Source organism: Bradyrhizobium sp. USDA 4532, from assembly GCF_024171315.1.
Lineage (GTDB): Bacteria > Pseudomonadota > Alphaproteobacteria > Rhizobiales > Xanthobacteraceae > Bradyrhizobium > Bradyrhizobium australafricanum.
In genome coordinates, this window is sequence record NZ_JALJZN010000001.1 from 1,571,063 (window position 1) to 1,596,546 (window position 25,484).

Below are 25,484 nucleotides of genomic sequence, written 5' to 3' on the forward strand. Positions count from 1 at the left end.
ATTTGATGACCACCGCTCCGTGACCGATGCGAGGGTGAGCCGCGCGGATCGACAAGCGCGTGCAATCGTCTCACAATGCGGCGGGCTCGCTTGGCGAGCCTCGGAACACACGCGGTTGGTGCGGTATCGAATTGGCTTTGTTGGACCGATGAGGAAACGCGATTGGGCTTTCGTGGCGGCCTGTGTGGCAGGCGCGCTGCTGTTCGGCGTCTGGAGTTTCCAGATGGGTATCGCGTATCATCGATCCCAGCACGGCGCGACCGACCTCTCCAGTTCGCACCGGCGGAGCCAGGACGGCGCGTCCGCGCACAGCCCGGCCCGGCCGAAGGCGGATGATGGCGATCAGGCCGGGCAGCCGCGATAGACGCCACGATCGCGTTCGTCACCGCCACATCGCGTCGGACTAGGCCCAAGCCAGGCCTGCCATGCCGGCGGCGCCATCGTCATCTGTCTTCGCATGCGTGAGCCGCCTGCGGCGCGTGCTGTCCTTGGCGCGACGGTGACGAACGCCAAACCTGTGCAGCGCCATCGGCACATGCTGCATCACGCCGCGGACGAGACCGATAGCCTGTCTGACGACCGCCACAACCGTCGCAACCCGGGTAAAGAAGCCGATCAGGAAGATCATCGAGAAAATGTCGATATAGGCCAGCACATCGCCGACCAGCATCAGCTCGGGAGGAAGCGGAATCCGGTGCCAATAGGCGCCGATCACGATCGCAACCGGGATCAGCGCGATCAGCTTCCGCAACGTCAGCCGATCGAGCAAGGCGGCGAGCTCAACGACCAGGATCTGCCACAGCCAATCGCCAAGCGCGGCCGGCTTGTCGATCGTCCAAGTTTGCCACAAACGCTGCCACATCGCCGCTCCGCCTCCCCTTGCGCGCAATACCGGCGCGCTACGGCTTCGACGACGCCTCGCTGCCGCTGCCCTCGTCTGCGGCGCCCTGCGCATCAGCCGGGTCGGCCGATGGAAAGATGCGCTCATAATTCGCACGCGCCTCGCGGATCAGACGCGCACGCTCGCGTTCGGACTTCGAGATGAACCTGATGATCTCGCCCATATTCGCTCCAAGGCAGAAAAAATGATCCGACCGTCAGCTATGCAACCATCGTGCCCGACGGTCGCTTGGCCCGACCTCCTTGCACCGCTCAGCGGAACGCCCGCGGCGCCAACCGCTGCTGGCTGAAGGCAACGCGCGGATTGATGCCGCAATAGGCGTCGCGGCCCGACGCGGATGCCTGGCACTGCTGATAGGTCTGGTAGCCGCAATAGCCGGGATATCCCTCCTGCCGGCCCTGGATGCACCAGGGATACTCGTAGGGATCGGCCGCCGCAGGCGACGCGGAACCGACAATCCAGCTCGTTCCGAGCGCCGCGAACGCCAGAATTGCCCAATTCGTCCTGCGCATGATCGTGTTTCCTTGCTCAATCCGGCTCCCAGCCGCTGATCTAGGTACGGCGGCAGGATCTGCGAGGTTTCCGGGCACCGCCTCAAGAAGCTGTGACGATGGCTCAAAGCCCGGTCGCGCCACGGTGAGGACCGGCTGACCGGTCATCGGCCCCCGCGGCCTCCAGACCCGCTGCCCGCCGGGCCATCCCAGCGCATGTAGTTAACCGGCGCCTAATCGCAGATGCCCGGTTGAAATGTACGACTTAAGCGCGCCGCAAGGCGGCTGCCCTAGTCTCCCGCGCGGCTCAATGGACGACGACACCCGGAGAGGGCTCGTCGCACGGGGGATAATCATGCGCAGCACGCTCATTGCTTCAATGATCCTGTCACTTGCGGCCGGAGCGGCCGTTGCCGGACCACGAATGTCGGGGGCGTCCGAGGCGGCACCAAGCAGCGTCGAGAAATATCGCGGCTACGTCTTCGATCTCTCCGAGAACGCCGACCGCAAGGACGTCACCAGCATCGCCGACATGGTCCGCCGCCAGCTCGACGTCGTGGAAACCGCGGGCTTCAGCCCGAAGGTGTTGCAGTTCTTCCATCGCGTGCCGATCGTTGCGAGCGAGATGGCGTGTCTCGACGAAGGCGCGGCAGCGGCCTGCTATGGCTTGACGCCGCCGGAATGGGACCGCGGCACGACCCGCGACGTCACCATCTGGGATCACGACAAGCAGCAATGGACCAATTCGGATCCGCTCGCGCTTGCGCTCGATTCCGGCATCGGCATCATCAGGATGCGTCCGAACATGATGCGTTACGCGAAGGACCCGGTGCTGCTGCACGAATTCCTTCACGCCTATCACGCGCGGCTGATGCCGAACGGCTTTGAGAACAAGGGCATCAAGGGCTTCCTCAGCCAGGCCAAATCGAAGGAGCTGTTCGCCAAGGAGGCCTATGCGCTGAAGAACCAGCAGGAGTTCTTCGCGGTGACGGCGAGCATCTTCCTGGCCGGCAAGGATTCCGAGCACGAACCCTATACGCGCGCCACGCTGAAGGAGAAGATGCCGGACTACTACAAGTTCCTCGTCGGCCTGTTCGGCGCCGATCCCGATGAAACCGGCGTCACGCCGGTCGCATCGGCCAACTGAGCCCGGTATCCCACAAAAAAACGAGGCCCGGTGTGCCTAGGAGACCGGGCCTCGTTTCTGATGTCCCCCGCCTCGTGGCGGATCAGGTCTTGTCGTTACGCGACCTTGTCCGCGCGATCCATCCCGGATGATTACGGGGTCGGGCGCGCGCCGGCCTCACTTGCTGTAGCTGTAGAACCCCTGCCCGGTCTTGCGGCCGAGATGGCCGGCGTCGACCATCTCCCTCAGCAGCGGCGCCGGCCGGTACTTGGGGTCGTTGAAGCCGGTGTAGAACACCTCCATCACCGACAGCATCGTGTCGAGCCCGATCAGATCGGCGAGCGCGAGCGGGCCGATCGGATGGTTGCAGCCGAGCTTCATGCCGGCATCGATCTCCTCGGCGGTGGCAATGCCTTCCTGCAGCGCGAAGATCGCCTCGTTGATCATCGGGCACAGGATGCGGTTCACCGCAAAGCCGGGGCTGTTCTTCGCCGTGATCGCCACCTTGCCGACTCGCTTGGCGAACGCTTCGGCCTTGGCGACGGTGTCGTCCGAGGTCTGCAGGCCCCGGATCAATTCGAGCAGCGCCATCACCGGCACCGGATTGAAGAAATGCATCCCGATGAAGCGGTCGGGACGATCGGTCGAGGCTGCAAGGCGGGTGATCGAGATCGACGAGGTGTTGGTTGCGACCAGTGCGCTCGGCTTCAGCCCCGCACAGAGATCCTTCAGGATCTTGACCTTCAGCTCCTCGTTCTCAGTCGCGGCTTCGATCACCAGATCGCAGGCGGCGAGCTTGGCCTTGTCGGTGGTCGCATTGATGCGCCCGAGCGTCGCGTCGCGATCGGCCGCGGTCATCTTCTCCTTGGCGACCAGCCGATCGAGACTGCTCCCGACCGTCTTCAGGCCGCGCTGGACCGCCGCGTCGGAGATATCCACCATGGTCACGCCGAGGCCTGCCGCCGCGCAGATCTGCGCGATGCCGTTGCCCATGGTCCCGGCGCCGATAATGCCAACCGTCTCAATCATTGCGTTCGTCCCTCGTCGCTTGCGTGGCCGCGCGGCCGCATCGTCAAAAACGGCGGACCGGAGGGGTCCGCGGATGGCGCATGAATAGCAGTCCGGCCGCACGGCCGATACAGCGGAGGCTGGTATTCCGGTGAGGTCTATTCGGGGCGCGGCGGGACAGGCCGCCGTGGCGGAACAGCGGGCCGCGGCGGCGATAGGGTGCGCGGCGGTTCGGCCGCGCGCGACGGTTCGAGCACGCGGTTAAATCGGACGATCCACCAGGCCAGCCGCCCGTAGCTGCGGCGCAGCGCCGATCCAAATCCCTCGTCGATGTCCTGGTCACGATCCATACCCCTATCAATAACGTGCATCCTTGAAGGAACGGTGAGCGCCATCACGTGCCGCGCCGGCAATCGTTAGGAAGCTGGCAACTATTTCGCGCAAGCCTCGGTTGACGGCGTGGGCGCCGTAATCTCCCGGATTGCGTGCGAGAGACATTGCGCCGCAGCATCGCCATGCCGGTGCGACTCGCATTTTGTTGATCGAATTTTCCGCGGCGCGCCGCGACACAAGGACATTAGACGACGAGGGCTACGCCCATGCTTGCTGAAAAATTCTTTTTGGTGCTCGAGACATTGCTCAACGGCCAGACCCATTCCGACGGAAGCCCCCGCGTGGTGAGCACCGCGCCCCACATCCCGGTCGAGCTTCCGCGCGAAGGCCAGCCGAAACGCAGCCCCCGCTAGGCCGCTTGCTGGCGGCAGGTGGTCGCCAAGGCCGATCTGGAGTCGCCGCGGCCACGTTGCTGCGGAATGCTGATCGCGACGTTTGCCTCCGCCAGTTGGCCCGTCGTGACGCACGAAGCCATTTGGCCGGAGCGGCTCCTCCGCTCGTGATCCAGCTCATACTACACCGCTCCCGCAACGACGTGGTGCCGCCGTGGACGATAAGACCGACAGCAAGACCGATTTCGGAAGCATCGCCGTCGCAATCTGCGTCGCCGCCTACATCGCGATCATGCTGGCTTATCTCGCCCAATACGATCTCGGCCTGACCGCCGCGCAGACGCGCCATCTCTCGATGCTCGCGGCGCTGTCCCTCGCGCTGCCGGTCGCGCTGGATTTGCTGCGCACCGGGCCCGGCGACGCTCGCTGACGCGGGCACGAACAAGCCTGCCGCCTCCGATCTGCCCTGCCGCAAACGCGCCCGCGCAACATAGCGCTAGGTGAAGCGACGCGAATCAGCGTTACTTTGCAACTGATCGCTTCGTGGGATTTGGCGGCATGACCCAGCCCGACGTGTTTGATCAGAAGGTTCTGGATCAGAACATTCGCGAACTGCAGGAATGGCTGCGCAAGGCCTGGCAGCAACTCGCGGACCCCTCGCTCACCGCCTTCTCCCGCCGCGAATTGCGCAACCAGATGAAGCAATGCAACGCCGATTTGCGCGTGCAACTGCAAGCCGCCTCCAAACGAATGCTGATGCAGCCCGCCTCATCGGGCAGGAGGTTCGCCAAGCCGCCGCTGCGGATCCTCGCCTAGGCATGATGCCAGCGCGCCAAAATGCCGCGATCTCCTGCTGCATGCTGGCCATACGCACCCTCTGCTTGTGCAGGGACGTCCGACAAGGCACAGCAAAACCGCTCCGGTATGCCTATATTGGGTCGTGTAGCGGCCAACGCCGCCAATGTTTAGGTACTCCCGTGCTATATCTGGAACTTGCGATCGTGGCGGTCTTGATCGTCGTCAACGGTCTGTTGTCGATGTCGGAGCTCGCGATCGTTTCCTCGCGTCCGGGGCGTCTCGCGGCGCTGGTCGAACGAGGCGTCAGCGGTTCGCGCCGCGCCCTTGCACTGGCCTCCGATCCCGGCAAGTTCCTCTCTACGGTGCAGATCGGCATCACGCTGATCGGCGTGCTGTCGGGCGCCTTCTCGGGCGCAACGCTCGGCCAGCGTTTGACGCAATGGCTGTTTGAGCTCGGCGTGTCCCCAAGTGTCGCCGACGCGGTCGGCGTCGGCCTCGTCGTCGGCGTGATCACCTATGCCTCGCTGATCGTCGGCGAGCTGGTGCCGAAGCAGATCGCATTGCGCGATCCCGAGTCGATCGCGGTCAAGGTCGCTCCGGCCATGACCATGATGGCGCGGCTGTCGCTGCCGCTGGTGTGGCTGCTCGACCGTTCCGGCAAGTTGCTGCTGTGGGTGCTCGGCCATCGCGAGGATGCACAGGACCGCGTCAGCGAGGACGAGATCAAGACGCTGGTGGTGGAGGCCGAGAACGCCGGTGTGCTCGAGCCCGGCGAAAAGGAGATGATCGCCGGCGTGATGCGGCTCGGCGATCTGCCGGTCGGCGCCGTGATGACGCCGCGCCACGAGGTCAGCCTGATCGACCTCGCCGCTCCCGCGGCCGAGATCCTGGCGACGCTGCAAAAGAGCAGTCACTCGCGCTGCGTGGTGTTCGACGGCAACCGCGACCATGCGCTCGGCATCGTGCAGGCCAAGGACGTGCTCGACGTCTACCTCGCGGGCCAGACGCCCGACATCCGCGCGCTGACGCGCGATGCGCCGATCATTCCGGAGACCGTCGACGCCCGCGACGTGGTCGCGATCCTGCGCGACTCCAGAGTGCATATCGGCCTCGTCCACGACGAGTACGGCACCTTCCAGGGCGTCGTCACCAGCGCCGACATCCTCGAGGCCATCGTCGGTGCCTTCCACACCGAGGAAGGACCGGCCGAGCCGGCCTATGTCCGGCGCGCCGACGGCTCCTACCTGATCTCCGGTTGGATGCCGGCGCTGGAATTCAGCGAGCTGCTCGGCATCACGCTGCCATCGCCGCGGCCCTACCAGACCGCGGCCGGCTTCCTGCTGCATGAATTCGGCGCGATCCCCGATGTCGGCGCGAAAACCGCCGCGCAGGGCTGGGAATTCGAGATCGTCGACCTCGACGGCCGGCGCATCGACAAGGTTTTGGCCAGCAAGCAGCCGGCGGCCTGACATTTGCCACCCGGCCGTCCTGTTGATAAGGGGCAAGACAGCGAAACAGGCCGCCGCGGTATGCTATCGGCATAGCGGCGGCCCGAGCAATCCCCGAGTAAACCCCACGGAATAGATCCCGATGCGCATTACCCTTGTCGGTTCCCGCCATTTCGGCGTGACGACCCTGAACATGCTGCGCGAACACCACGTCACGCTGGTCAGGGTGGTCGTCCATGACGGCGAGGACCGGCTGGCGGCAGCGGCCAGGGCGGCCGGCATCGAAGTCGTTGTCCAGGCTGATCCCAAGCTGGTGACGGCCGCCGAGATCGCGCCGGACACCGACCTGATCGTGACCGCCCACAGCCATGCCCGGGTCAGCAGGGAGGCGCTTGCCGCGTCCCGGCTCGGCGGCATCGGATACCACCCGTCGCTGCTGCCGCGCCACCGTGGCATCGCCGCGGTGGAGTGGACCATCAAGGAAGGCGATCCGATCGCCGGCGGCAGCATCTATCACCTCGCCGACCGCATGGACGCCGGCGCGATCGCCGCGCAGGACTGGGTGTTCGTCAAGAAAGGCGAGACCGCCCGCGAGCTCTGGGAGCGCGCGCTGGCGCCGCTCGGTTTGCGTCTGCTCGCCCAGGTCATCGACTATGGCAAGGTCAACGGCTCGCTGCCGGCCAAGGTCCAGGATGAGCAGTTCGCGACCAAGGCGCCGAATCTGAGCCCTGGCAAACACTAACCGAGCTAGAGTACAACAATACCTCGTTCGGAAAAGCCATGCTCGGATTTTCCGTTCCTGATCCGGAACCGAATTCACCATGATGTGTTTGAGTTCACAGGAACATTTGGGGACTCCCGCGACGCAGCAAATTTTGAACACATTGTGACAGGATAAGCCGCGTCATCACACGAAATTACAGGGATTTGATTCATGCGTTCGATCCGCATTCGCGACCTGATTTTGGTCACTTCGGTCGCTTCGGCTGCTGCCCTCACCGCTGCTCCCGTGTCCGCTCAGCAGCCTTATGACGGGCTTTGGAACGTCACCGTCGTCACCAAGACCGGCAGCTGCGAACCGTCGCAGAGCTCGACCGTGACCGTCGCTGAAGGAAAGATCTCGGCACAGGGCGCGGCGATCTCCGGCACCGTCGGCAGCGGGGGACTTGTGCGAGTCTCGATCAATGGTGCATATGCGAACGGACAACTCAGTGGCAACTCCGGATCGGGGAAGTGGAATGGGGCATCAGCTGGCGTACCATGCAGCGGCCGATGGGAAGCATCCCGTCAGTAAGATCACCAGCCTATCAAGTTTCTTTGCCATCGCGCGGCGGCCAGCATTTGCAGCCGCCGCGTTTTTCGTGACCGCACTCGCAAGTACCACGGGCCATGCCCAGTCCGGCCCGTTCGCCGGCATGGCGGGCACCTGGTCGGGCGCCGGCTCGGTCACGCTGGACGACGGCTCCAGCGAGCGCATCCGCTGCCGGGCGACGTATCACGTCGGCGGGCCCCGGATGACCATGAGCCTCACCTGCGCCAGCGACGCTTACAAGTTCAACCTAGCGGCCGATGTGCAGGCCGAAGGCAGCGTGGTCAGCGGCAATTGGAGCGAGTCCAGCCGCAATGTCAGCGGCTCGTTGCAGGGTCGCGGCGGCGGCGGCAACTTCCAGGTCGTTGCCAGCGCTCCCGGCTTCAACGCCGATATCTCGATGCGCACCACCGGCAACAAGCAGGCCGTTACCATCAGGGCTGACAGCCAGTTCCGCGGCGCCAGCATCACGCTGTCGAAGTAATCGATCCGAACTCCAACCTGGAAAGCCCTCGAGTCATCCCCGAGGGCTTTTTGTTTACGCCCCAGCGGTGCTATGCCGCAGGCACGAATGCGGTGACCTCGATCTCGACCTTGGCGCGCTGATCGACCAGCCCGTCGATATAGAGCAAGGTGGACGGCGGGAAATTGCGCCCGAGCGTCTCCTTCCACGCCGCGCCGATACCGGCGCCCGCGGCCTCATATTCGCTGCGGCTGGTCAGGTACCAGGTCAGGCGGACGATGTGCTCGGGGCCAGCACCGGCCTCATTCAACAGCTTGATGATGCGCTTCAACGCGGTGCCGACCTGGGCGGCCATCTCGGGGGCGTAGTCGCCCTTCTCGTCGCCGCCGGTCTGCCCCGCCAGCACGATCCACTTGCCGGGCGCGTCGAACGCGACACCGTGCGAGAAGCCGCGGGGTTTCGACCATTCGGCCGGTTGCAAGACGCGCATGAGCAGATCCTCCTTTTTGGCGTTCGTCATTCCGGGATGGCTCGCAGAGCCAGACCCGGAATCTCGAGATCCCGGGTTCGCCCGTTTCACGTGCGCCCCGGGATGACAGCGTAGTCGATGCTGCTTAGCAGAGATCGCGTGGGTGACGCATCACCGCGCAGACGGAATTGCGCGTTGCAAATTCATGGCAGCTCGCCGATACCGGGCACCCCTCCTCCGCCGTTCCCCGTCATGGATCGCACGCCCTCAAAGACCCGCGCAGCATTGTGGATGTCCGGCTGGCTCGCGCTGATGCTGATCGTGGCGGTGGCCGGCCGCGAGGCGACGCGCGAGGTCAACGTCTTCCAGCTGATGGCCGTGCGCGGCGTGCTCGGCTTCGCGATGCTCTATCCGCTGATCCACATGAATGGCGGGTTTGCGATCGTGAAGACGGCACGGGTGCACGTCCATATCGTGCGCAACCTGATCCATTTCTGCGCGCAGCTCGGCTGGTTCTTTGCGCTGACATTGATCCCGATCGGCCAGGTGGTCGCGATCGAGTTCACGATGCCGATCTGGACCGCGATCCTTGCGGCGAGCTTTCTCGGCGAGCGGATGACGCTGTGGAAGATCGTCGCGATGGTGCTTGGGCTGGTCGGCGTGTTCGTGATCGTGCGGCCGGCGGCCGGCGCGATCAATCCGGGCCAGCTGATCGCGCTCGCCGCGGCGGTCGGCTTCGGCATCTCGGTCGCCGTGGTCAAGTCGCTGACGCGGACCGAGCAGACGCTGACGATCATGTTCTGGATGCTGGTGGTGCAATCGCTCGCGAGCATCGGGCCTGCGGTCTATGTCTGGACCTGGCCGCCGCTCTCGACCTGGGGCTGGCTCGCCGTGATCGCGTTCTGCGGCACGTTCTCGCACTATTGCATGGCACGCGCCCTGCTCCACGCCGACGCCACTGTCGTGATCCCGATGGATTTCGTCCGCGTGCCGCTGACGGCGATCGCCGGCTGGCTGATCTATGCCGAAAGGCTCGATGTCTACACGGTGCTCGGCGCGGCCATGATCCTGGCCGGCAACCTCATGAACCTGAAACCGACCGCAAGGAAGCCGGCGCGCGCGAGGTGACGCTCGCGCCATGCGCGCGCAGCGTCGCCGCGCCCCGCCAGCCAAAGCCCGGGGATCGTCCCAGGCCTCCTGGTTTCGAAAGCGTGTTACTTTCCGGCGGCCTTGCGCAGCGCCGCGTTGATGCGATCCTGCCAGCCGGGGCCGCCCTCCTGGAAATACTCCAGCACGTCCTGATCGATCCGCAGCGTGACCTGCTCACGGACGCCGGGGACAGCGACGGTCTTTGGCACCGCGTCCGCGACCTTGGTGGTGGCGCGCTTGAACGCCGCCTCGGCTTCGCTGCGCGCATCGTTCAGGGTTCGCGGTCGCCTCGGCTGGTCAGCCATATGCTGGATTCCTGTGTCTCAGATTCCTTCAAACAGTACCGTAGAGAGATAGCGCTCCGAGAATGACGGCACAATCGCCAGAATGGTTTTGCCGGCGGTTTCCGGCCGCTTGCCGATCTGCAAGGCGGCAGCGATCGCGGCACCCGACGAGATACCGCCGGGGATGCCTTCGTTGCGCGCCAGCTCGCGCGCGGTCTCGATCGCGGTCGCACTGTTGATCTTGACGATCTCGTCGATCACCGAGCGGTCGAGGATGTCAGGGATGAAGCCCGCGCCGATGCCCTGGATCTTGTGCGGCGTATGCTGGCCACCCGACAGCACCGGGCTCTCTTCCGGCTCCACCGCGACGACACGCAATGATGGCTTGCGCGGCTTCAGCACCTGGCCAACGCCCGTGATGGTGCCGCCGGTGCCAACGCCGGCAACGAAGTAATCGATGTTGCCGCCGGTGTCGTTCCAGATCTCCTCGGCGGTGGTGCGGCGATGGATCTCGGGATTGGCGAGGTTCTTGAATTGCTGCGGCATGACAGCGTTGGGCGTCGTGCGCACCAATTCCTCCGCGGTCGCGATCGAGCCCTTCATGCCCTGCGCGGCCGGGGTCAGCACAATCTCCGCGCCGAGAAAGGCCAGCATCCGCCGCCGCTCGATCGACATCGATTCCGGCATGACGAGCTTGAGCCGATAGCCGCGCGAGGCCGCGACATAGGCAAGCGCAATCCCGGTGTTGCCCGAGGTCGGCTCGATCAGCACGGTGTCGGCGTTGATGATGCCGGCCTTCTCCATCGCCACGATCATCGCCGCGCCGATGCGGTCTTTCACGCTGGCTGCCGGATTGAAGTATTCCAGCTTGGCGAGGATCGTCGCGTTGACGCCAGCCGCCTGCGGCAATCTGCGCAGCCGCACGATCGGCGTAGAGCCGATCGCATCGACGATGGAGTCAAAGACGCGGCCGCGTCCGGGTTGCACTGCACTCGTTGTCGACGGCGCGTCCATCAAGCGGCTCCTGTAGCGGATGTGCTGGGAATATGCGGTCTTGTCTCATTAGAAGCAGCGCACCATGGCACGCAAGTGAGAAACCGCCGCAACGCGAATTCGTTGCATCGCAAAATAGAACCTACGCAAATAACGTAAAACCTACGCATTTGTGTTGCGACAAGGTCAAACAAATGGGTTTATATACTTTCGTCAGGTGCAGCTCAGAACGCAAAGGAGGTCACATGCCAGCTCTCGCTGAAGTTCTGTCGACCACAGCGTCCAGGCCCGATCCGCGCGGCTGCGATTTGCCGACCTGTCCGGTGTGTGCGGACTCCATGGTGGCGGCGGAAGCCTCCGCGTACCTGTTCGACAATTTGATCAGCTATCTCTGGACCTGCGACAACTGCGGTTACGGGTTCGTTACCAAACACGCGGTGAAACCGATCGTGTGCAACTGATCACACAGCTCATCTTGGAGCGATGTCACCGCGCGCCCAACCGGCGCGCGTTTTCGTTCTGAAGTCCTCGAACGTGCCGTTCGCCACCGCATCGCGGATGCCCTGCATCAGCTGCTGGTAGTAGGCGACGTTGATTTCGGACAGCAGCATTGCCCCAAGTGTTTCGCCTGATCGAACCAGGTGATGCAGATAGGCACGCGAATAGCCGCTCGCCGCCGGCCACGGGCTCTCTTCATCGAGCGGGCGCGGATCGTCGACGTGCCGGGCGTTGCGCAAATTGATCTGCCCGAAGCGGGTGAACGCCATGCCGTGGCGTCCGTTCCGTGTCGGCATCACACAGTCGAACATGTCGACGCCGCGCGCTACCGCCTCGAGGATGTCCTCCGGCGTGCCGACGCCCATCAGATAACGCGGCCGATCGACCGGGAGCGCCGGCGCGGTCTCCTCGATCATCGCCAGCATCACCGCCTGCGGCTCGCCGACCGCGAGCCCTCCGATCGCGTAACCGTGAAAGCCGATGTCGGTCAGCCCGCGTGCGCTGGCGTGCCGCAAATCCGGGACGTCGCCGCCCTGTACGATGGCGAACAGCATGTAGCCGTCCGGCGCCGCCTCGAAGGCGCGCTTGGAGCGCTCTGCCCAGCGCAGCGACAGCTGCATCGCGCGCTCGATGTCGGCGCGCTCCGCCGGCAACCGGACGCATTCGTCCATCTGCATGGCGATGTCAGAGCCGAGCAGCCGCTGCACCTCGATCGAGCGCTCCGGCGACAGCTCGACCTTAGTGCCGTCGATATGCGAGCGGAAGGTCACGGCCTTCTCGGTCACCTTGCGCAGCTCCGAAAGCGACATCACCTGGAAGCCGCCGGAATCCGTCAACATCGGGCCGCCCCAGCCGGTGAAGCGCTGCAGGCCGCCAAGCCCGGCAATGCGCTCGGCGCCCGGGCGCAGCATCAGGTGATAGGTGTTGCCGAGCACGATATCGGCGCCCGCATCGCGCACCTCGCGCCAATGCATGCCCTTCATCGCGCCCGCGGTGCCGACCGGCATGAAGGCGGGCGTCCGCACGAGGCCGTGTGGCGTGGTCAGGCGCCCGGTGCGGGCGGCGCCGTCGGTCGCCAGCAGTTCGAAATGATTGGGAAGAGTCATGCGGCTGCTTATTGCGTGTCGCCGGTGCCCGATCAACCCGTCGGATTGCGGCCCTCGCGCGACTTCGTGAACACGGACGACCGGCCGGATGCCGGCCTTGCATCATCAGCCCCGTTAAACAAAACGAAACAGTGTCGTTTTATGACGACAATAGAGCAACCGGCTTCCCGCAGCGACGTCGATCCGCGAACGTGACTGGCAGACATGGTCTTACCCCCTAGCGCCCGGCCCGCCGGCGCCGGCCTTTGGATAACGGCCGCCCGCGCGATCCGGCAAGCGATCCTGCTGTGCGGCCTCGCCTTGGCGCTTTCGGCCTGCAGCTCGCTGCCGCGGATGCCCTACACGGCCGCCGACGCCGCCAATTCGCGGGTGCTCGACCTCGACGGGCTGCGCCGCTATGCCGACGAGCCGGCGTCAAAATTCAAGCTCGAGAAGAGCGACCTCGCCCCGATCAAGACCTACCTCGCCCTCTCCGGCGGCGGCGCCGACGGGGCTTATGGCGTGGGCGTCCTCAACGGCTGGACCGCGGCCGGCAACCGCCCGGCCTTTTCGGTTGTCTCCGGCGTCAGCACCGGCGGACTGATTGCGCCCTTTGCCTTCCTTGGCCCGCGCTACGACGACACGCTGAAGGAGGTCTACACCTCGGGCATCGCGGAAAGCCTGCTGCAGGATCCGAGCCTGATGCGGGTGCTGTTCGGCTCCGGGCTGTTCGGCAACAAGCGGCTGCGCGAACTGGTGGCGCGTTACGTCGGTCAGGACATCCTGAGCGAGGTGGCGCGCGAAAACGCCAAGGGCCGAAAGCTCCTGATCGTCACCACCGATCTCGACACCCAGCGCACGGTGATCTGGGACATGGGGCGAATCGCCGCTGTCGGAACGCCCGAGGCGCTGCAGCTGTTTCGCGACGTGATGGCCGCCTCCGCCAGCATCCCGCTGGTGTTTCCGCCGATCATGATCGACGCCGAAGGCCAGGGCCGCCGGTTCCAGGAGATGCATGTCGACGGCGGCGTGACCGCGCCGGTGCTGACATTGCCGGATGCGCTGCTGTTCCGCGAGCGCGGCTGGCCCCCAACAGCCGCATGAACATCTACATCCTCGTCAACAAGAAGCTCGAGGGCAACTTCGAGCTGGTCTCGAACTCGACGATCGAGGTCGCCTCCCGCAGCATTTCCGCGATCACGCAGGCGCAGACACGCTCCGTGATCCTCTCGACCTATGACTTCGCCCGGCGCAACCGGCTGGGTTTCCATCTGTCCTACATCGAGCGCGGCTATCCGGCGCCGGAAACGCAGGGCTTCGACACCGCCTATATGCGCGCGCTGTACCAGTACGGATACGACAAGGCCGCCGCCGGGCAGGCCTGGACTGCAACGCCCCCTTAAGCGGCCTGCTCCCGGTACCGCGCGAATGGACGAATCCGCACGGCGCGGGTTATAGACCGGACAGACCCGTCCGATGCACAACGAGATGAATGGGCAAATGGGATTGACGGCAACCAAGGCCAAGGTGGCCAAGCGCGGCGTGATCAAGTCACGCGGCGGCCGGCCGACGCGGGACGCTGCGATCGAGCGCGACCAGCGGCTGATCGAGGTCGCCACCCGCCTGTTCCTCGAGCGCGGCTTCGATGCGACGTCGATCGACGCGGTGGCCGAGGCCGCCCGCGTCAGCAAGCCCACCGTCTACGGTCAGTATGGCGACAAGCGCGGCCTGTTCGCCGCGGTGCTCCGCCGCGAGATCGCCCGCTGGCTTGCCCCGCTCGCCGCCGCGGCAGCCGAAGCGCAGGCCGGCGGCAACTGCGACGGTTCGGTCGAGGAACGGCTGACCGAGCTCGGACGCCAGCTATTGGTGCTGAATTGCAGCGCCGACTCCATCGCTTTCAGCCGGATCCTGACCGCGCAGGCAATTAATTTCCCCGAGGTCGCCAAGCTTGCCGTCGACGAGGGCTGGTCGAAAGCGGTGTCCACCACGGCGGATTTCTTCGACCATCTGGTCGATAAAGGCGTTCTCGATCTCGAGGACACCACAATCGCCGCCGAGACATTTCTCAACATGGTGGTCGGCCACACCCACCGGATGGCAACATTCGGAATTCCGATCGACATGAAGACCGCCGAGACCCGGATGGAAGTCTCGATCCGGCTGTTTCTCGCCGGCGCCGTCGGGCCGCAGGACCGGCTTCGCGATGCGGCCAAAGAGGCGATCAAGGAAGCGACGAAGGCGCGCCGCCGCCCGGCCCGCTGACAGTTTTAGGATCGTTGCATCGCCTCACACGTTGTCGTGATGAGCCTTGAAGGAAACAGAACGAAACCGTATTGTTTAGTTGCAATGAGACGCGAAACCCAAGTTCAGCCCCCCAACGGTTTCGTGTCGCCTTGTCACTTCGATCGTCAGGACGGAGCTGCCGCCATCGCTCCGTCTGAACGTTCGGCGGCCGACCTCTGACTAACAAAGGTCGGCCGCACTTTCTCTGCCCGGGCGGCGGTTCGACGCGACGGATGCGACCATGACGACGGGACGATTACACGCACTGCGGCATTGGGTATTCGGCACGCGGCTGCTGGCAACCGCGCTCATTGCCCTGCCCTTCGCGACGCCGGCGCACGCGATCACGAGCTCAACGGCTGCAGCACTTACCCCGCAGGATAACGACACCGCGCTCGATGCGCACACGGTTCGCCGCGAGCTCGACAGCTTCCAGGCGGCCCAGATCTCGCTGCGCAAGGCGATGGCGATTGCGGAGGCGCTGCATTCCGGTTCGATAACCGCCGACATCAGCTTCGACGGCGCGTCGGAGCCTGCGGTCTACCGGGTCAAGACCATGCAGCAGGACCGCATCTGGCGGCACGCCATTGACGCGGCGACCGGCGAAGTGGTGGGTGGCGAGGCCGCCGCGCCGCTGAAGTCGCTCGGCACCGAAGACCGTGACAACCTCGCCGTGCTGAGGGCGCTCCGGCATCGCCTCGCCGACGCCGTGCGGGTGGCCGAGCGCACGACCTCCGGAAAGGCGATCAGCGGTGGCCTGATGCGCGAACGCGGCAAGCTCAATTTCGTTATCGTCGTGCTCGCCGGCAGCGACCTGAAAGAGGTGATCCTCGAACCGCCCGGCGCGCGCAGGCGCTGAGGCCGGCGCGGCACTCGCCAAGTTTTCTCTCGCCAAGTTTTCGCCCAAAAGCCGTTGACGGACGCCGATCTGTCCCGCATAAGTCCGCTCCATGATCACCGCGACCAAACGCACCAGCAAAACCACCAAGCCCTCCGGGGCCTCGGGAGGCGTGCGCGCGTAGTCGGTCGAACCGCATCATCTCTACCCGAAGCCCCGCCTGATGAAGGTCCGGGGCTTTTTTGTTGCCTGAAATACAACTCGAATGGAGGACAATGTGAGTAACGATCCCGTCGTCGCGATTGTCGGCGTCACCGGTGCCGTCGGCGCCGAATTCATCGCCACCATGGACAAGCGCGGCTTCCGCGTCGGCAAGCTGAAGGCGCTGGCGAGCGCCCGCTCGGCCGGCAAGACCATCAGCTTCCGCGGCAAGCCGATCGTGATCGAGGAACTGACCGAGCGCGCCTTCGAGGGCGTCGACATCGCGCTGTTCTCGGCCGGCAGCGGCATCTCCAGGAAGTTCGCGCCGCTTGCGGTGAAGTCCGGCGCCGTCGTGGTCGACAATTCCTCGGCGTTCCGGATGGATCCGAACGTGCCGCTGGTGATCCCCGAGATCAACGCCAACCGCATCCGCGACCACAAGGGCATTATCGCCAACCCGAACTGCGCCGCCATCACCGCGCTGGTGCCGCTGTGGCCGATCCACCAGAAGAACCGCATCAAGCGCGTGATCATCTCGACCTACCAGGCCGCGAGCGGCGCCGGCGCAGCTGCGATGGAGGAGCTCGTCGAGTCCACCCGCGCCAATCTCAACGGACAGGTCTACACCCCGAAGGTGATGCCGCACCCCTACGCCTTCAACCTGTTCAACCACAACACGGCGATCGATCCGGAGACCGGCTACAACGACGAGGAGACCAAGGTCATCAAGGAGACCCACAAGATCTTCGAGGACGAGAAGATCGCGGTCGGCGTTACCTGCGTGCGGGTGCCTGTGCTGCGCGCGCATTGCGAGTCGATCACCTTCGAATGCGAGAAGCCGATCACCGAGGACCAGGTGCGCGCGATGATGGCGCAGGCGCCGGGCGTCAAGGTCGTCGACGATCGCGCCAAGAACTACTTCCCGATGCCGATCGATGCCTCCGGCCAGGACGACGTGCTGGTCGGCCGCATCCGCAAGGATCTCAGCGACCCCAGCGGTCACTCGATCTCGATGTTCGTCGCGGCCGATCAGCTGCTCAAGGGCGCCGCCCTCAACGCGGTGCAGATCGCCGAGCTGCTGCCCGAACGCGCGATGGCGTGAATGCAAGAACCGTCATCCCCGCGCAATGGCGCAGCCATTGTCGCTGGAGGAGCCCGCGCGGCGGGCGTCTCGAAGGATGCATCGGCCCCAGTCGGGCCGTCGCCCTTCGAGGGCCGCTGAAGAAGCGGCCGCCTCAGGGTGACGGTGAAGCAACCGTGCTTGCGGAGCTAGCCTCGCGCGCGAAACAGCAAACACGCATCGCCATACGAATAGAACCGGTAGCCGTCCCTGATCGCATGCGCGTAGGCGCCCTGCATCGTCTCGAGGCCGGAGAAGGCCGAGACCAGCATGAACAGCGTCGAGCGCGGCAGATGGAAGTTGGTCAGCAAAATATCGACCGCGCGGAAGCGGTAGCCCGGCGTGATGAAGATCGAGGTTTCCGCCGCAAACGGCTCGATAGTGCCGTCGGCACTGGCGGCACTTTCCAGCAGGCGCAGCGACGTGGTGCCGATCGCGACGATCCGGCCGCCTTTTGCGCGCGCGGCATTCAAGGCGGAAGCGGTCTCGGCGGTGATGCAGCCCCACTCGGCATGCATCTTGTGCTCCGAGGTCTCCTCGGTCTTCACCGGCAGGAAGGTCCCTGCCCCGACATGCAGCGTCAGGCGGTGCAGCTCGACACCGCGGCTCTTCAGCGCGGCCTCCAAGGCCGGCGTGAAATGCAGCCCCGCCGTGGGCGCTGCGACCGCGCCCTCATTGGCGGCGAACATGGTCTGGTAGTCGCTGACGTCCTTCTCGTCAGGCTTGCGCTTGGAAGCGATGTAGGGTGGCAGCGGCGTGGCGCCGACATCGGCGATCGCCTGGTCGAGCATCGGACCATGGAACGAGAATGACAGCGTCACCTCGCCCTCCTGCCCCTTGGCCTCGACCTCTGCATCGAGATTGCCGAGCAGGCACACCCTGCCCTCATTGCCGAAGCGGATGGTGTCGCCGGGGCTGAGCTTCTTCGCCGGCTTCACCAGCGCCTGCCAGCGTGAGCCGTCGAGCCGCTTGATCAAGGTCGCCTCGATCTTCGGTTCGGTGTCGCGCCCGATGCGGCGGCCCTTGAGTTGCGCCGCGATCACCTTGGTGTCGTTGACGACGATCTGATCACCCGGCTCCAGCCACCGCGGCAGGTCGGCGATCGCGGCGTCGCGCAGCACGCCGCCCGGATGCACCACCAGCATCCGCGCGGCATCGCGCGGGCTCGCGGGGCGAAGCGCGATGCTTTCCGGGGGCAGTTCGAAGTCGAAGAGGTCGGTGCGCATGGCGGTGACTAATACTTCAGCGCCGTCATTCCGGGGCACGCGAAGCGTGAACCCGGAATCTCGAGATTCCGGGTTCGATGCTGCGCATCGCCCCGGAATGACGGAGTGTTTGACTTACGCCGCGTCGGCGGCCATGCGCGCCTTGACGATCTTGTCCGGATCCTTCACCGGCTCGCCGCGCTTGATCTTGTCGACGTTCTCCATGCCCTCGGTGACCTTGCCCCAGACGGTGTACTGGCCGTTGAGGAACGAGGCGTCGTCGAAGCAGATGAAGAACTGGCTGTCGCCGGAATCCGGATTGGCGGCGCGGGCCATCGAGGCGGTGCCGCGGACATGCGGCTCCTTGTTGAATTCGGCCTTCAGCTTCTTGCCGGAGCCGCCCATGCCGGTGCCCTGCGGGCAGCCGGTCTGCGCCATGAAGCCGTCGATCACGCGGTGGAATACGATGCCGTCGTAGAAGCCCTCGCGCACCAGCTCCTTGATCCGCGCGACGTGGCCGGGCGCGAGATCCGGGCGCATCTCGATCGTGACCGGGCCCTGGGTGGTTTCGAGGATCAGAGTATTTTCGGTAGCAGCCATGCTCGCTTCTCCTGGCTTCGGGGTGGATACTTCTTATTCCTGAACGGGATCGCGAATGGGCGGCCGGCGACTGCGCCGCCCAGGCTCTCGGTAAATGGCAACGGCGTGCAGCGTTGCAACGTCTCCATCACCGCGATCCGGTATGCAATCCGGTCGTTGTCGGTCGCCTCCTGCGATTCATAGCTGATCCTGGGATGCCCGAGGATCGCGCCCTCGCGGTTGAAGCTGACAATGACGGTGATGTCGATCGGGCCGGCCTTGTCTGCCGGCGGCGGCCGCCAGCAGCGGTGGATGGCAAGAACAACGTCCTTGATCGTATTGAGTTGCTCCGGCTCGGCCTGCACCGGTGCGGTCAGCGTCAGGCAAACCAGCGGCGCGGCGAACCAGGCGAGTGGTTTGCAGCGCGCCGCCATGCGGATCACTTGATGTCGGATGCGACCTGCACCTTCACCATCTTGTCGGGATCGGTGACGGCTCCACCAGGAGAGCCCGCAGACGCCTTCTTCAGCTTGTCGACCACGTCCATGCCCTGCACCACCTCGCCGATCACGGTGTACTGGCCATTCAGGCTCGGCCCGTCGGCGAACATGATGAAGAACTGCGAATTGGCGCTGTCGACGCTGTCGCCGCGCCGGGCCATGCCGACGATGCCGCGCTTGAACGGGACCTGGGAGAATTCCTGCTTCAGGTTCGGATATTTCGAGCCGCCGGTGCCGTTGAAGTTCTGGCCGTCGCCGGTCTGCGCCATGAAGCCGTCCATTACGCGATGGAACGGCACGTTGTTGTAGAAGCCCTCGCGCGCCAGCTGCTTGATGCGCTCGGCATGCTTGGGCGCGATATCGGTGCGCAGCTTGATGACGATGCGGCCCTTGGTGGTGTCGATCACGATCGCATCGGCCTTGTCGAGATTGGCCGGCAGCGGCTGTGCGACCGCGGGCACGACGCAGAGCAGCGCAGCAACGAATGCAAGAATGCGGATCATGGCAACTCCGGAGCTTTAACGTTGGGGTGTGGCAGGCCGCCGGGATCAGCCGGCGAACTTGGCCTTCAGGCTAGCTGCGACTGATGACGGCACGAATGAAGAGAAGTCGCCGCCCATCTGGGCGATTTGGCGCACCAGTGTGGCGGTGATCGGGCGGACCGCAACCGACGCCGGAACGAACACGGTATGCACCTCGGGCGCCATGGCCTCGTTCATGCCGGCAAGCTGCATCTCGTAATCGAGATCGGTGCCGTCGCGCAGGCCGCGAATCATCAGCGTGGCCTTGGCCGCGCGCGCCGCTGCGACCGTGAGATTGTCATAGGTCGCGCTCTCGAAGGCGCAGCCTGCCTGCTGGGCGATGGGGCCGAACACCTCATGGACCATGGCCAGCCGTTCCTCGGTGGAAAACAGCGGCTTCTTGCCGGGATGGACGCCAATGGCGACGATCAGGCGGTCGCAAAGGAAGACGGCCTGTTTCACCACGTCCAGATGGCCGTTGGTGACGGGATCGAAGGAGCCGGGATAGATCGCGATACGGGACATGGTCCCTCCTAACCCGCCCGGCTCTCCCCGGCAAGCCGCCCGGGTTCCATTGCTCGCTCGGAACAAATTTCCAGTCGTCCAGTGAACGAGTCCTGGGATGCCAGCGTCTACGGGGTGAATGTTTCGTCGGCCGTTGGCGGACGAAACAAAACCGGCCCGCGACGAAACCATTTCCCGCGGTGGCGAAGACACCAGGAAACTTGCGGCCGGTAGACATTGGACAACGAAACGACGGGCCCGGGCGGCCCGATCAACTGGGGACCGTCATGATCAAGGCACTTTCCGCCATCGCTGTTGCCGCGTTCATTGCCGCCGCGCTCACCGTGCTGCCGGGCTTTGCGCCGCAGGTCGAAGCCTCCACCCCGCAGCCGCTGGCCAAGAGCGACCGTCTCGACGTCCACCCGGTCGGCAAGGACTGCTCGCAGCAGGCCTGGCCGAATTTCGAGGCCGCGTGCCTGCGCAGCGCCGGCAACAAGACAGTGGTTCGCGAAGCCCGCCTGGTCACCGCCGACCGTACCCCGTAGCCCGTAGTCGAGCGACGTCCCTCGTCAGCCCGGCGTAAGGTCAGGCCGTCACACAAAACCCAATGGTAATTTGCGACGTCCCGTCGCAGACTATCGTCTAAGGCGCCCGGCCGGATGACCCGGCGCGCGCAAGACACCGGGGGATTGCCGTGACGAGTACGCCCGCCATCGTTTCTTCTGGCCACCCCCCGTCCAGTCCGATCCCGGTTGCCGTCACGCTCGGTGCCCTGGGCGTCGTCTATGGCGACATCGGCACCAGCCCCCTCTATGCCCTGAAGGAAGCCGCCAAGGCCGCCACCCATGGCGGTCCGCTCACCGAGAGCGCGGTGCTCGGCGTGGTCTCGCTGATCCTGTGGGCGCTGATCCTGATCATCTCGATCAAATACGCGATGCTGATCCTGCGCGCCGACAACCGCGGCGAAGGCGGCATCGTCGCGCTCTTGGCGCTACTCTCGGCGCGCAACGCGGCGCCCGGCACCTGGCGCGCCCATCTTCTGGTGGTCGGCCTGATCGGCGCCGCCCTGCTCTATGGCGACGGCGCGATCACGCCGGCCATCTCGGTGCTGTCGGCGATCGAGGGCCTCAAGGTCGACGCGCCCTCGCTGACCCCTGCGGTGGTGCCAATCACCGTCGTGATCCTGATCGGCCTGTTCATGATGCAGAAGCAGGGCACCGGCTTCATCGGGAGGATCTTCGGCCCGGTGATGCTGTTCTGGTTCGCCGTGCTGGCAGCGCTCGGCATTCACGGCATCGTCAAGGCGCCCGGCGTGCTGGTTGCGCTGAGCCCACTCTATGCATTCGATTTTCTGATCCATCAGGATTTTCACGTCAGCTTCGCCATCCTCGGCGCCGCCTTCCTCGCGGTGACCGGCGGTGAGGCGATGTATGCCGACATGGGGCATTTCGGCCGCTTTCCGATCCGGCTCGCCTGGTTCGCCGTCTGCCTGCCCGCTCTGGTGCTGAACTATTTCGGCCAGGCCGCGCTGTTGATCACCGACCCGACCGCGATCGAAAACCCGTTCTTCCAGCTGTCGCCGGACTGGTCGCATTACCCGCTCGTCCTGCTCGCGACCATTGCCACCGTGATCGCCTCGCAGGCCATCATCTCGGGTGTGTTCTCGCTGACCCAGCAATCGATCCAGCTCGGCTTCCTGCCGCGCATGCACATCGAGCACACCACGAGCGATGCCATCGGGCAGATCTACGTGCCGCTGGTGAACTGGCTGCTCGCCGCGGGGACACTCGGCGCGGTGCTCGCCTTCGGCACCTCGGACGCGCTCGCCGGCGCCTACGGCATCGCAGTGTCGCTGTTGATGGCGATCACCACGCTGCTTGCAGCGCTGGTCGCGATCCAGTGGGGCTATTCGCCCATCATCGTGATCGCCGTGAACGGCTTTTTCTTCATCATCGACGCGATCTTCTTTGCGGCGAACTCGACCAAGCTGTTCGAAGGCGGCTGGTTCCCGCTGCTGCTCGCCGCTGCGGTGGCCTTCCTGATGCTGACCTGGCGCGGTGGCGTGAAACTGGTCGAGACGGCGCGCAGCAAGCTGCGTCAGCCGGAAGAAGATCTGATCGAGACCGCGGTCAACAAGTGCCACAGCCGGCTGCCGGGCACCGCCATATTCCTCGCCTCCGCCCCTAACGGCGTGCCGCTTGCCTTGACCCAGTTCGTTAAGCACAACCACGTGCTGCACCAGCGCGTGCTGCTGGTCACCGTACAGATCGAGGAATCCCCCCGCATCCCGGACGAGGATCGCGTTGTGGTTCACGACGTCACCCCGGGCATCATCCGCGTCATCCTGCGTTACGGCTTCATGCAATATCCGACCGTTTACGAAGGGCTAAAGCTCGCCTGTCGTCAGGGCAAACTGCCCGGTCTCCGTCTGACCGATGTGACCTACTACATCGGCCGCGAGACCATCATCCCGCGGGAAGACATTCCGGGCATGTGGGTGTGGCGGGAATCGCTGTTCGCGTTCCTGCAGCGCAACGCCGAACGGTCGGCGGCGTTCTTCGGCGTGCCGACCGGACAGGTCGTGGAATTCGGGACGGAGATCGAGATCTAGTCCCACAGCCCGGATGCGGACATGTCAGACGATCCGCCTCTTCAGCTGAAGCCGCGGCTGGCGATTCCGATCGATCAGGCTCAGGCGATCATCGATCGGATTGCGCCAGGCGCGCGCGTGGCAGGCATCACCGAGCTACGCGGCGGCGAGATCAGCACGATCCTCCAGATCACGCGGGCTGACGCGCCAAGCTGCATCCTCAAGGTCTACCCCGCCCAGCTGCAATGGAAGATGGCGAAGGAGGTCTATGTCCTCGGTCTTCTGCGCGACGCCGGCATTGCCATTCCCCGCATCCTCATAGCCGACGACAGCCGCGCGCTGATCGACTTCAATTTTGTGCTGATGAGCAAGCTCGACGGCGTCGTGCTCGGCAACCGCGAGGCGGCGCCGACGGATCAGGAGCTGTTTTCGATCTACGCCGCCATGGGCACGGCACTCCGCCGTATCAATGGCATCACGCTCGACAGCTTCGGCTATATCGGCCCGCACGGCGTCTGGACGTCGTACCCGACCAACCGCGCCTACATGTCCGCGCAGTTCGCGCGGGCTCCCGATGGCCGCCTCGTCGGCGCCCGCGGGCATAATTCATTCGGGCAATCCCGCCCTCCGAAGCCCCTCGATCAACAGCTGCGCGTTTGGGTACCCGCCCCTGGCGATCATTGCGGAAATTGTAAAGGCGGGATCGAGCTGAAGCAGGAGCGCCGCCGCCTCGCGCGCCTCCGCGTCGCGTCCGAGATGAGCGAACGCGGACGCGAGACAACGGTAGGCCAGCGAATAGGAGGCATTCTGGCGCCGGCATTTATTCGCTGCGGCAATGGCCTCGTCAAAGCGGCGAAGCTCGATGAAGGCCATCCCCATCCCAACAAACGTGATGGGTAGCCGCGGGTCTAACGGGCTCAGGCGGATGGCGCGTTCAAAACTCCGGACCGCTTCATCGGGAAGCCCGGCAACTCTGTAGACGCTGCCTCTGGCGGTCCATGCGCGATATGAATTCGGATTGAGAGCGACCACCCGGTCGGCCAATTCGATCTCACTCTCACAATCGCCGACCATGTACGCCGAGGTGAGGGAAACCCAGGCTAATGTTTCCGCATCACCATCGTCGATGCTCAATGCCAGGCGAAGCAGCCGGACCGCTTCCTTGCGGTCAAATTGAGGATCGACGGCATGCCCCCAAAGGATGTTCTGCATGTGAGCGAGACCTGCCAGAGCGGCGACAAAGCCGAACCGGGGATCAAGCTCCAAAGCACGATGCGCCAGCCTGATCGCCTCGGCCAACCCGTCGGCGGTCATCAGGTAATGCTGCTGCATGGCGCGGAGATAGAAATCATAGGCGGTGAGGTTCTCTGGTCGCCGTGCCGACAGGCCGATTTCGATCTGCAGCAATTTTGGTTGAATGGCCGAGACGACGGCGACGGTCACCTCGTCCTGGAGAGCGAATATGTCCGTCAGGTCACGCTCGAACCTGTCTGCCCAGATGTGCGTTCCGGTAACCGCATCGATCAACTGCCCGGTGATGCGAACCTTCCCCGCGGCCTTGCGCACAGACCCCTCAAGGACATAGCGGACGCCGAGCCTGCGGCCGACCTCCTTGATATCGACCGCCCGGCCCTTGAAGGTAAAACTCGAATTTCGGGCGATCACGAACAGCCATTTGAAGCGCGACAGCGCCGTGATGATTTCCTCGACCATTCCGTCCGCGAAGTATTCCTGCTCGGGGTCGCCGCTCATATTCTCGAACGGCAGCACGGCGATCGACGGCTTGTCAGGGAGCGCCAGAGCTTGCGCGCTGTCGACCGGCGGCTCGGTCGGGGCGCTAGCGGGATGGCCCGCGTTTATCCTCAATCGCCACGCGCGCATCGGCTCAGCAATGTTCTTCAGGTTCTGCGAGCCCATGTCCTCGAACACGGCATCGACCTTGCCGCGGATTTGACGTTGCGCATCGTCCGAGATGCAGATCCCGCCGGGCTCCGCGATCCCTTCAAGGCGGGCGGCGATATTGACGCCGTCTCCAAAGATATCGTTTTCATCGACGATGATGTCGCCGACGTGGATGCCAATGCGGAATTCGATCCGCTTGAGTTGCGGCACCGTGGCATTTCGCTCGGCCATTCCGCGCTGGACCTCAATGGCGCAACGCACCGCATCCACGACACTGCCGAACTCGGCGAGCATGCCGTCGCCCGTGTGCTTGACGACCTTGCCACGGTGTTCGCTGATCTTGGGATCAGCGAGTCCACGCAGACACTCCCTCAGCCGGACGTGTGTCCCTTCCTCGTCCAGGCCGGTCAACCGACTATATCCGGCCACATCAGCCGCCAGGATAGCTGCAAGCCGCCGCTCAACGCGATGATCGGTCACAACGGCCTCCCGAA

Annotated in this window: 29 protein-coding genes and 2 pseudogenes; 17 read left to right on the forward strand and 14 right to left on the reverse strand. The window is 64.7% G+C overall.

What is annotated here, in order from left to right:
* Positions 1 to 403 precede the first annotated feature (403 nt).
* The 3 genes from J2R76_RS07590 to J2R76_RS07600 all read right to left on the reverse strand — a co-directional run bounded on the left by J2R76_RS07590 (position 404) and on the right by J2R76_RS07600 (position 1,413).
* On the reverse strand, positions 404 to 862 hold the full coding sequence (locus tag J2R76_RS07590) for a hypothetical protein (RefSeq protein WP_092083366.1): 459 nt from the start codon (positions 860 to 862) through the stop codon (positions 404 to 406).
* 37 nt (positions 863 to 899) lie between these two features.
* On the reverse strand, positions 900 to 1,064 hold the full coding sequence (locus J2R76_RS07595; RefSeq protein WP_016846117.1) for a hypothetical protein: 165 nt from the start codon (positions 1,062 to 1,064) through the stop codon (positions 900 to 902).
* Between the two features lie 88 nt (positions 1,065 to 1,152).
* Entirely contained in the window at positions 1,153 to 1,413 is a 261-nt protein-coding gene (locus tag J2R76_RS07600) for a DUF3551 domain-containing protein (protein ID WP_057018487.1), read from the reverse strand.
* A 334-nt stretch (positions 1,414 to 1,747) separates the two neighbouring features.
* On the opposite strand from J2R76_RS07600, the gene J2R76_RS07605 reads away from it, so the two are divergent.
* Entirely contained in the window at positions 1,748 to 2,539 is a 792-nt protein-coding gene (locus tag J2R76_RS07605) for a hypothetical protein (RefSeq protein WP_200844441.1), read from the forward strand.
* A gap of 156 nt (positions 2,540 to 2,695) precedes the next feature.
* On the opposite strand, the gene J2R76_RS07610 is transcribed toward J2R76_RS07605, so the two are convergent.
* Positions 2,696 to 3,547 carry a 3-hydroxybutyryl-CoA dehydrogenase gene (locus J2R76_RS07610; protein WP_141340401.1) on the reverse strand — a complete coding sequence of 284 codons (852 nt, stop codon included), beginning with the start codon at positions 3,545 to 3,547 and terminating at the stop codon, positions 2,696 to 2,698.
* Between the two features lie 578 nt (positions 3,548 to 4,125).
* Between J2R76_RS07610 and J2R76_RS07615 the strand changes: the two genes are divergently transcribed.
* The 7 genes from J2R76_RS07615 (at position 4,126) to J2R76_RS07645 (ending at position 8,290) form a co-directional block, all read left to right on the forward strand.
* Positions 4,126 to 4,272, forward strand: coding sequence for a hypothetical protein (locus J2R76_RS07615; protein WP_176936926.1), 147 nt, complete (start codon positions 4,126 to 4,128; stop codon positions 4,270 to 4,272).
* A 193-nt stretch (positions 4,273 to 4,465) separates the two neighbouring features.
* A complete protein-coding gene (locus J2R76_RS07620; protein ID WP_141340403.1) occupies positions 4,466 to 4,681 on the forward strand; it encodes a hypothetical protein in 216 nt (71 codons plus the stop codon).
* 128 nt (positions 4,682 to 4,809) lie between these two features.
* Positions 4,810 to 5,067, forward strand: coding sequence for a hypothetical protein (locus J2R76_RS07625; protein WP_141340404.1), 258 nt, complete (start codon positions 4,810 to 4,812; stop codon positions 5,065 to 5,067).
* A gap of 161 nt (positions 5,068 to 5,228) precedes the next feature.
* Complete coding sequence (locus tag J2R76_RS07630; RefSeq protein ID WP_141340405.1) at positions 5,229 to 6,518, forward strand: hemolysin family protein; 1,290 nt, start codon at positions 5,229 to 5,231, stop codon at positions 6,516 to 6,518.
* A gap of 121 nt (positions 6,519 to 6,639) precedes the next feature.
* Positions 6,640 to 7,239, forward strand: coding sequence for a formyltransferase family protein (locus J2R76_RS07635; protein WP_018271570.1), 600 nt, complete (start codon positions 6,640 to 6,642; stop codon positions 7,237 to 7,239).
* 192 nt (positions 7,240 to 7,431) lie between these two features.
* On the forward strand, positions 7,432 to 7,791 hold the full coding sequence (locus J2R76_RS07640; RefSeq protein WP_076828571.1) for a hypothetical protein: 360 nt from the start codon (positions 7,432 to 7,434) through the stop codon (positions 7,789 to 7,791).
* A complete protein-coding gene (locus tag J2R76_RS07645) occupies positions 7,736 to 8,290 on the forward strand; it encodes a hypothetical protein (RefSeq protein WP_076828573.1) in 555 nt (184 codons plus the stop codon). The genes J2R76_RS07640 and J2R76_RS07645 overlap by 56 nt, the downstream gene beginning before the upstream one ends.
* A 70-nt stretch (positions 8,291 to 8,360) precedes the next feature.
* Here the strand turns inward: J2R76_RS07645 and J2R76_RS07650 are convergent, their stop codons facing one another.
* Positions 8,361 to 8,759: a RidA family protein gene (locus J2R76_RS07650; RefSeq protein ID WP_057018605.1), complete on the reverse strand. Its 399-nt coding sequence runs from the start codon at positions 8,757 to 8,759 to the stop codon at positions 8,361 to 8,363.
* 231 nt (positions 8,760 to 8,990) lie between these two features.
* Here J2R76_RS07650 and J2R76_RS07655 point away from each other — a divergent pair, with 231 nt between their 5' ends.
* The gene (locus J2R76_RS07655; RefSeq protein WP_141340406.1) at positions 8,991 to 9,866 is read left to right on the forward strand and encodes a DMT family transporter; all 876 of its coding nucleotides are present in this window, start codon (positions 8,991 to 8,993) and stop codon (positions 9,864 to 9,866) included.
* An 86-nt stretch (positions 9,867 to 9,952) separates the two neighbouring features.
* Here the strand turns inward: J2R76_RS07655 and J2R76_RS07660 are convergent, their stop codons facing one another.
* Entirely contained in the window at positions 9,953 to 10,192 is a 240-nt protein-coding gene (locus J2R76_RS07660; RefSeq protein ID WP_050400483.1) for a BrnA antitoxin family protein, read from the reverse strand.
* Between the two features lie 18 nt (positions 10,193 to 10,210).
* A complete protein-coding gene (cysK, locus tag J2R76_RS07665; protein WP_141340407.1) occupies positions 10,211 to 11,185 on the reverse strand; it encodes a cysteine synthase A in 975 nt (324 codons plus the stop codon).
* 224 nt (positions 11,186 to 11,409) lie between these two features.
* On the opposite strand from cysK, the gene J2R76_RS07670 reads away from it, so the two are divergent.
* Positions 11,410 to 11,625, forward strand: coding sequence for a hypothetical protein (locus J2R76_RS07670; RefSeq protein ID WP_028332087.1), 216 nt, complete (start codon positions 11,410 to 11,412; stop codon positions 11,623 to 11,625).
* Between the two features lie 9 nt (positions 11,626 to 11,634).
* Here the strand turns inward: J2R76_RS07670 and tgt are convergent, their stop codons facing one another.
* On the reverse strand, positions 11,635 to 12,768 hold the full coding sequence (gene tgt / locus J2R76_RS07675; protein WP_057018496.1) for a tRNA guanosine(34) transglycosylase Tgt: 1,134 nt from the start codon (positions 12,766 to 12,768) through the stop codon (positions 11,635 to 11,637).
* A 333-nt stretch (positions 12,769 to 13,101) separates the two neighbouring features.
* Here tgt and J2R76_RS07680 point away from each other — a divergent pair.
* From J2R76_RS07680 to J2R76_RS07695, 4 genes and pseudogenes are all read left to right on the forward strand, one after another.
* Positions 13,102 to 14,150: pseudogene (locus J2R76_RS07680) on the forward strand (patatin-like phospholipase family protein).
* Positions 14,151 to 14,247: 97 nt separating this feature from the next.
* Positions 14,248 to 15,009 carry a TetR/AcrR family transcriptional regulator gene (locus J2R76_RS07685; RefSeq protein ID WP_141340408.1) on the forward strand — a complete coding sequence of 254 codons (762 nt, stop codon included), beginning with the start codon at positions 14,248 to 14,250 and terminating at the stop codon, positions 15,007 to 15,009.
* A gap of 262 nt (positions 15,010 to 15,271) precedes the next feature.
* Positions 15,272 to 15,889, forward strand: a complete 618-nt coding sequence (locus J2R76_RS07690) for a PepSY domain-containing protein (protein WP_076828582.1) — start codon at positions 15,272 to 15,274, stop codon at positions 15,887 to 15,889.
* 244 nt (positions 15,890 to 16,133) lie between these two features.
* Positions 16,134 to 17,171, forward strand: a complete 1,038-nt coding sequence (locus J2R76_RS07695; protein ID WP_141340409.1) for an aspartate-semialdehyde dehydrogenase — start codon at positions 16,134 to 16,136, stop codon at positions 17,169 to 17,171.
* A gap of 167 nt (positions 17,172 to 17,338) precedes the next feature.
* Here J2R76_RS07695 and queA read toward each other — a convergent pair whose 3' ends face one another.
* The 5 genes from queA to coaD all read right to left on the reverse strand — a co-directional run bounded on the left by queA (position 17,339) and on the right by coaD (position 20,519).
* Positions 17,339 to 18,415, reverse strand: a complete 1,077-nt coding sequence (gene queA, locus J2R76_RS07700) for a tRNA preQ1(34) S-adenosylmethionine ribosyltransferase-isomerase QueA (protein ID WP_141340410.1) — start codon at positions 18,413 to 18,415, stop codon at positions 17,339 to 17,341.
* 114 nt (positions 18,416 to 18,529) lie between these two features.
* Positions 18,530 to 18,994 (reverse strand): peptidylprolyl isomerase, encoded by a 465-nt coding sequence (locus J2R76_RS07705; protein ID WP_016846097.1) that lies wholly within the window; start codon positions 18,992 to 18,994, stop codon positions 18,530 to 18,532.
* The gene (locus tag J2R76_RS07710) at positions 18,970 to 19,407 is read right to left on the reverse strand and encodes a hypothetical protein (protein WP_057018502.1); all 438 of its coding nucleotides are present in this window, start codon (positions 19,405 to 19,407) and stop codon (positions 18,970 to 18,972) included. Before J2R76_RS07710 ends, J2R76_RS07705 begins: the two co-directional genes overlap by 25 nt.
* 5 nt (positions 19,408 to 19,412) lie before the next feature.
* A complete protein-coding gene (locus J2R76_RS07715) occupies positions 19,413 to 19,976 on the reverse strand; it encodes a peptidylprolyl isomerase (RefSeq protein WP_028332096.1) in 564 nt (187 codons plus the stop codon).
* 45 nt (positions 19,977 to 20,021) lie between these two features.
* Complete coding sequence (coaD, locus tag J2R76_RS07720; RefSeq protein WP_057018504.1) at positions 20,022 to 20,519, reverse strand: pantetheine-phosphate adenylyltransferase; 498 nt, start codon at positions 20,517 to 20,519, stop codon at positions 20,022 to 20,024.
* A gap of 266 nt (positions 20,520 to 20,785) precedes the next feature.
* On the opposite strand from coaD, the gene J2R76_RS07725 reads away from it, so the two are divergent.
* From J2R76_RS07725 to J2R76_RS07735, 3 genes and pseudogenes are all read left to right on the forward strand, one after another.
* Positions 20,786 to 21,043: a hypothetical protein gene (locus J2R76_RS07725; RefSeq protein ID WP_057018505.1), complete on the forward strand. Its 258-nt coding sequence runs from the start codon at positions 20,786 to 20,788 to the stop codon at positions 21,041 to 21,043.
* Positions 21,044 to 21,210: 167 nt separating this feature from the next.
* Positions 21,211 to 23,109, forward strand: a complete 1,899-nt coding sequence (locus J2R76_RS07730) for a potassium transporter Kup (RefSeq protein ID WP_057018606.1) — start codon at positions 21,211 to 21,213, stop codon at positions 23,107 to 23,109.
* A 21-nt stretch (positions 23,110 to 23,130) separates the two neighbouring features.
* Positions 23,131 to 23,580 (forward strand): annotated as a pseudogene (locus J2R76_RS07735) (phosphotransferase family protein); the annotation flags it as partial.
* Between the two features lie 114 nt (positions 23,581 to 23,694).
* On the opposite strand, the gene J2R76_RS07740 reads toward J2R76_RS07735, so the two are convergent.
* On the reverse strand, positions 23,695 to 25,470 hold the full coding sequence (locus J2R76_RS07740; RefSeq protein WP_141340412.1) for an adenylate/guanylate cyclase domain-containing protein: 1,776 nt from the start codon (positions 25,468 to 25,470) through the stop codon (positions 23,695 to 23,697).
* Positions 25,471 to 25,484: the final 14 nt, after the last annotated feature.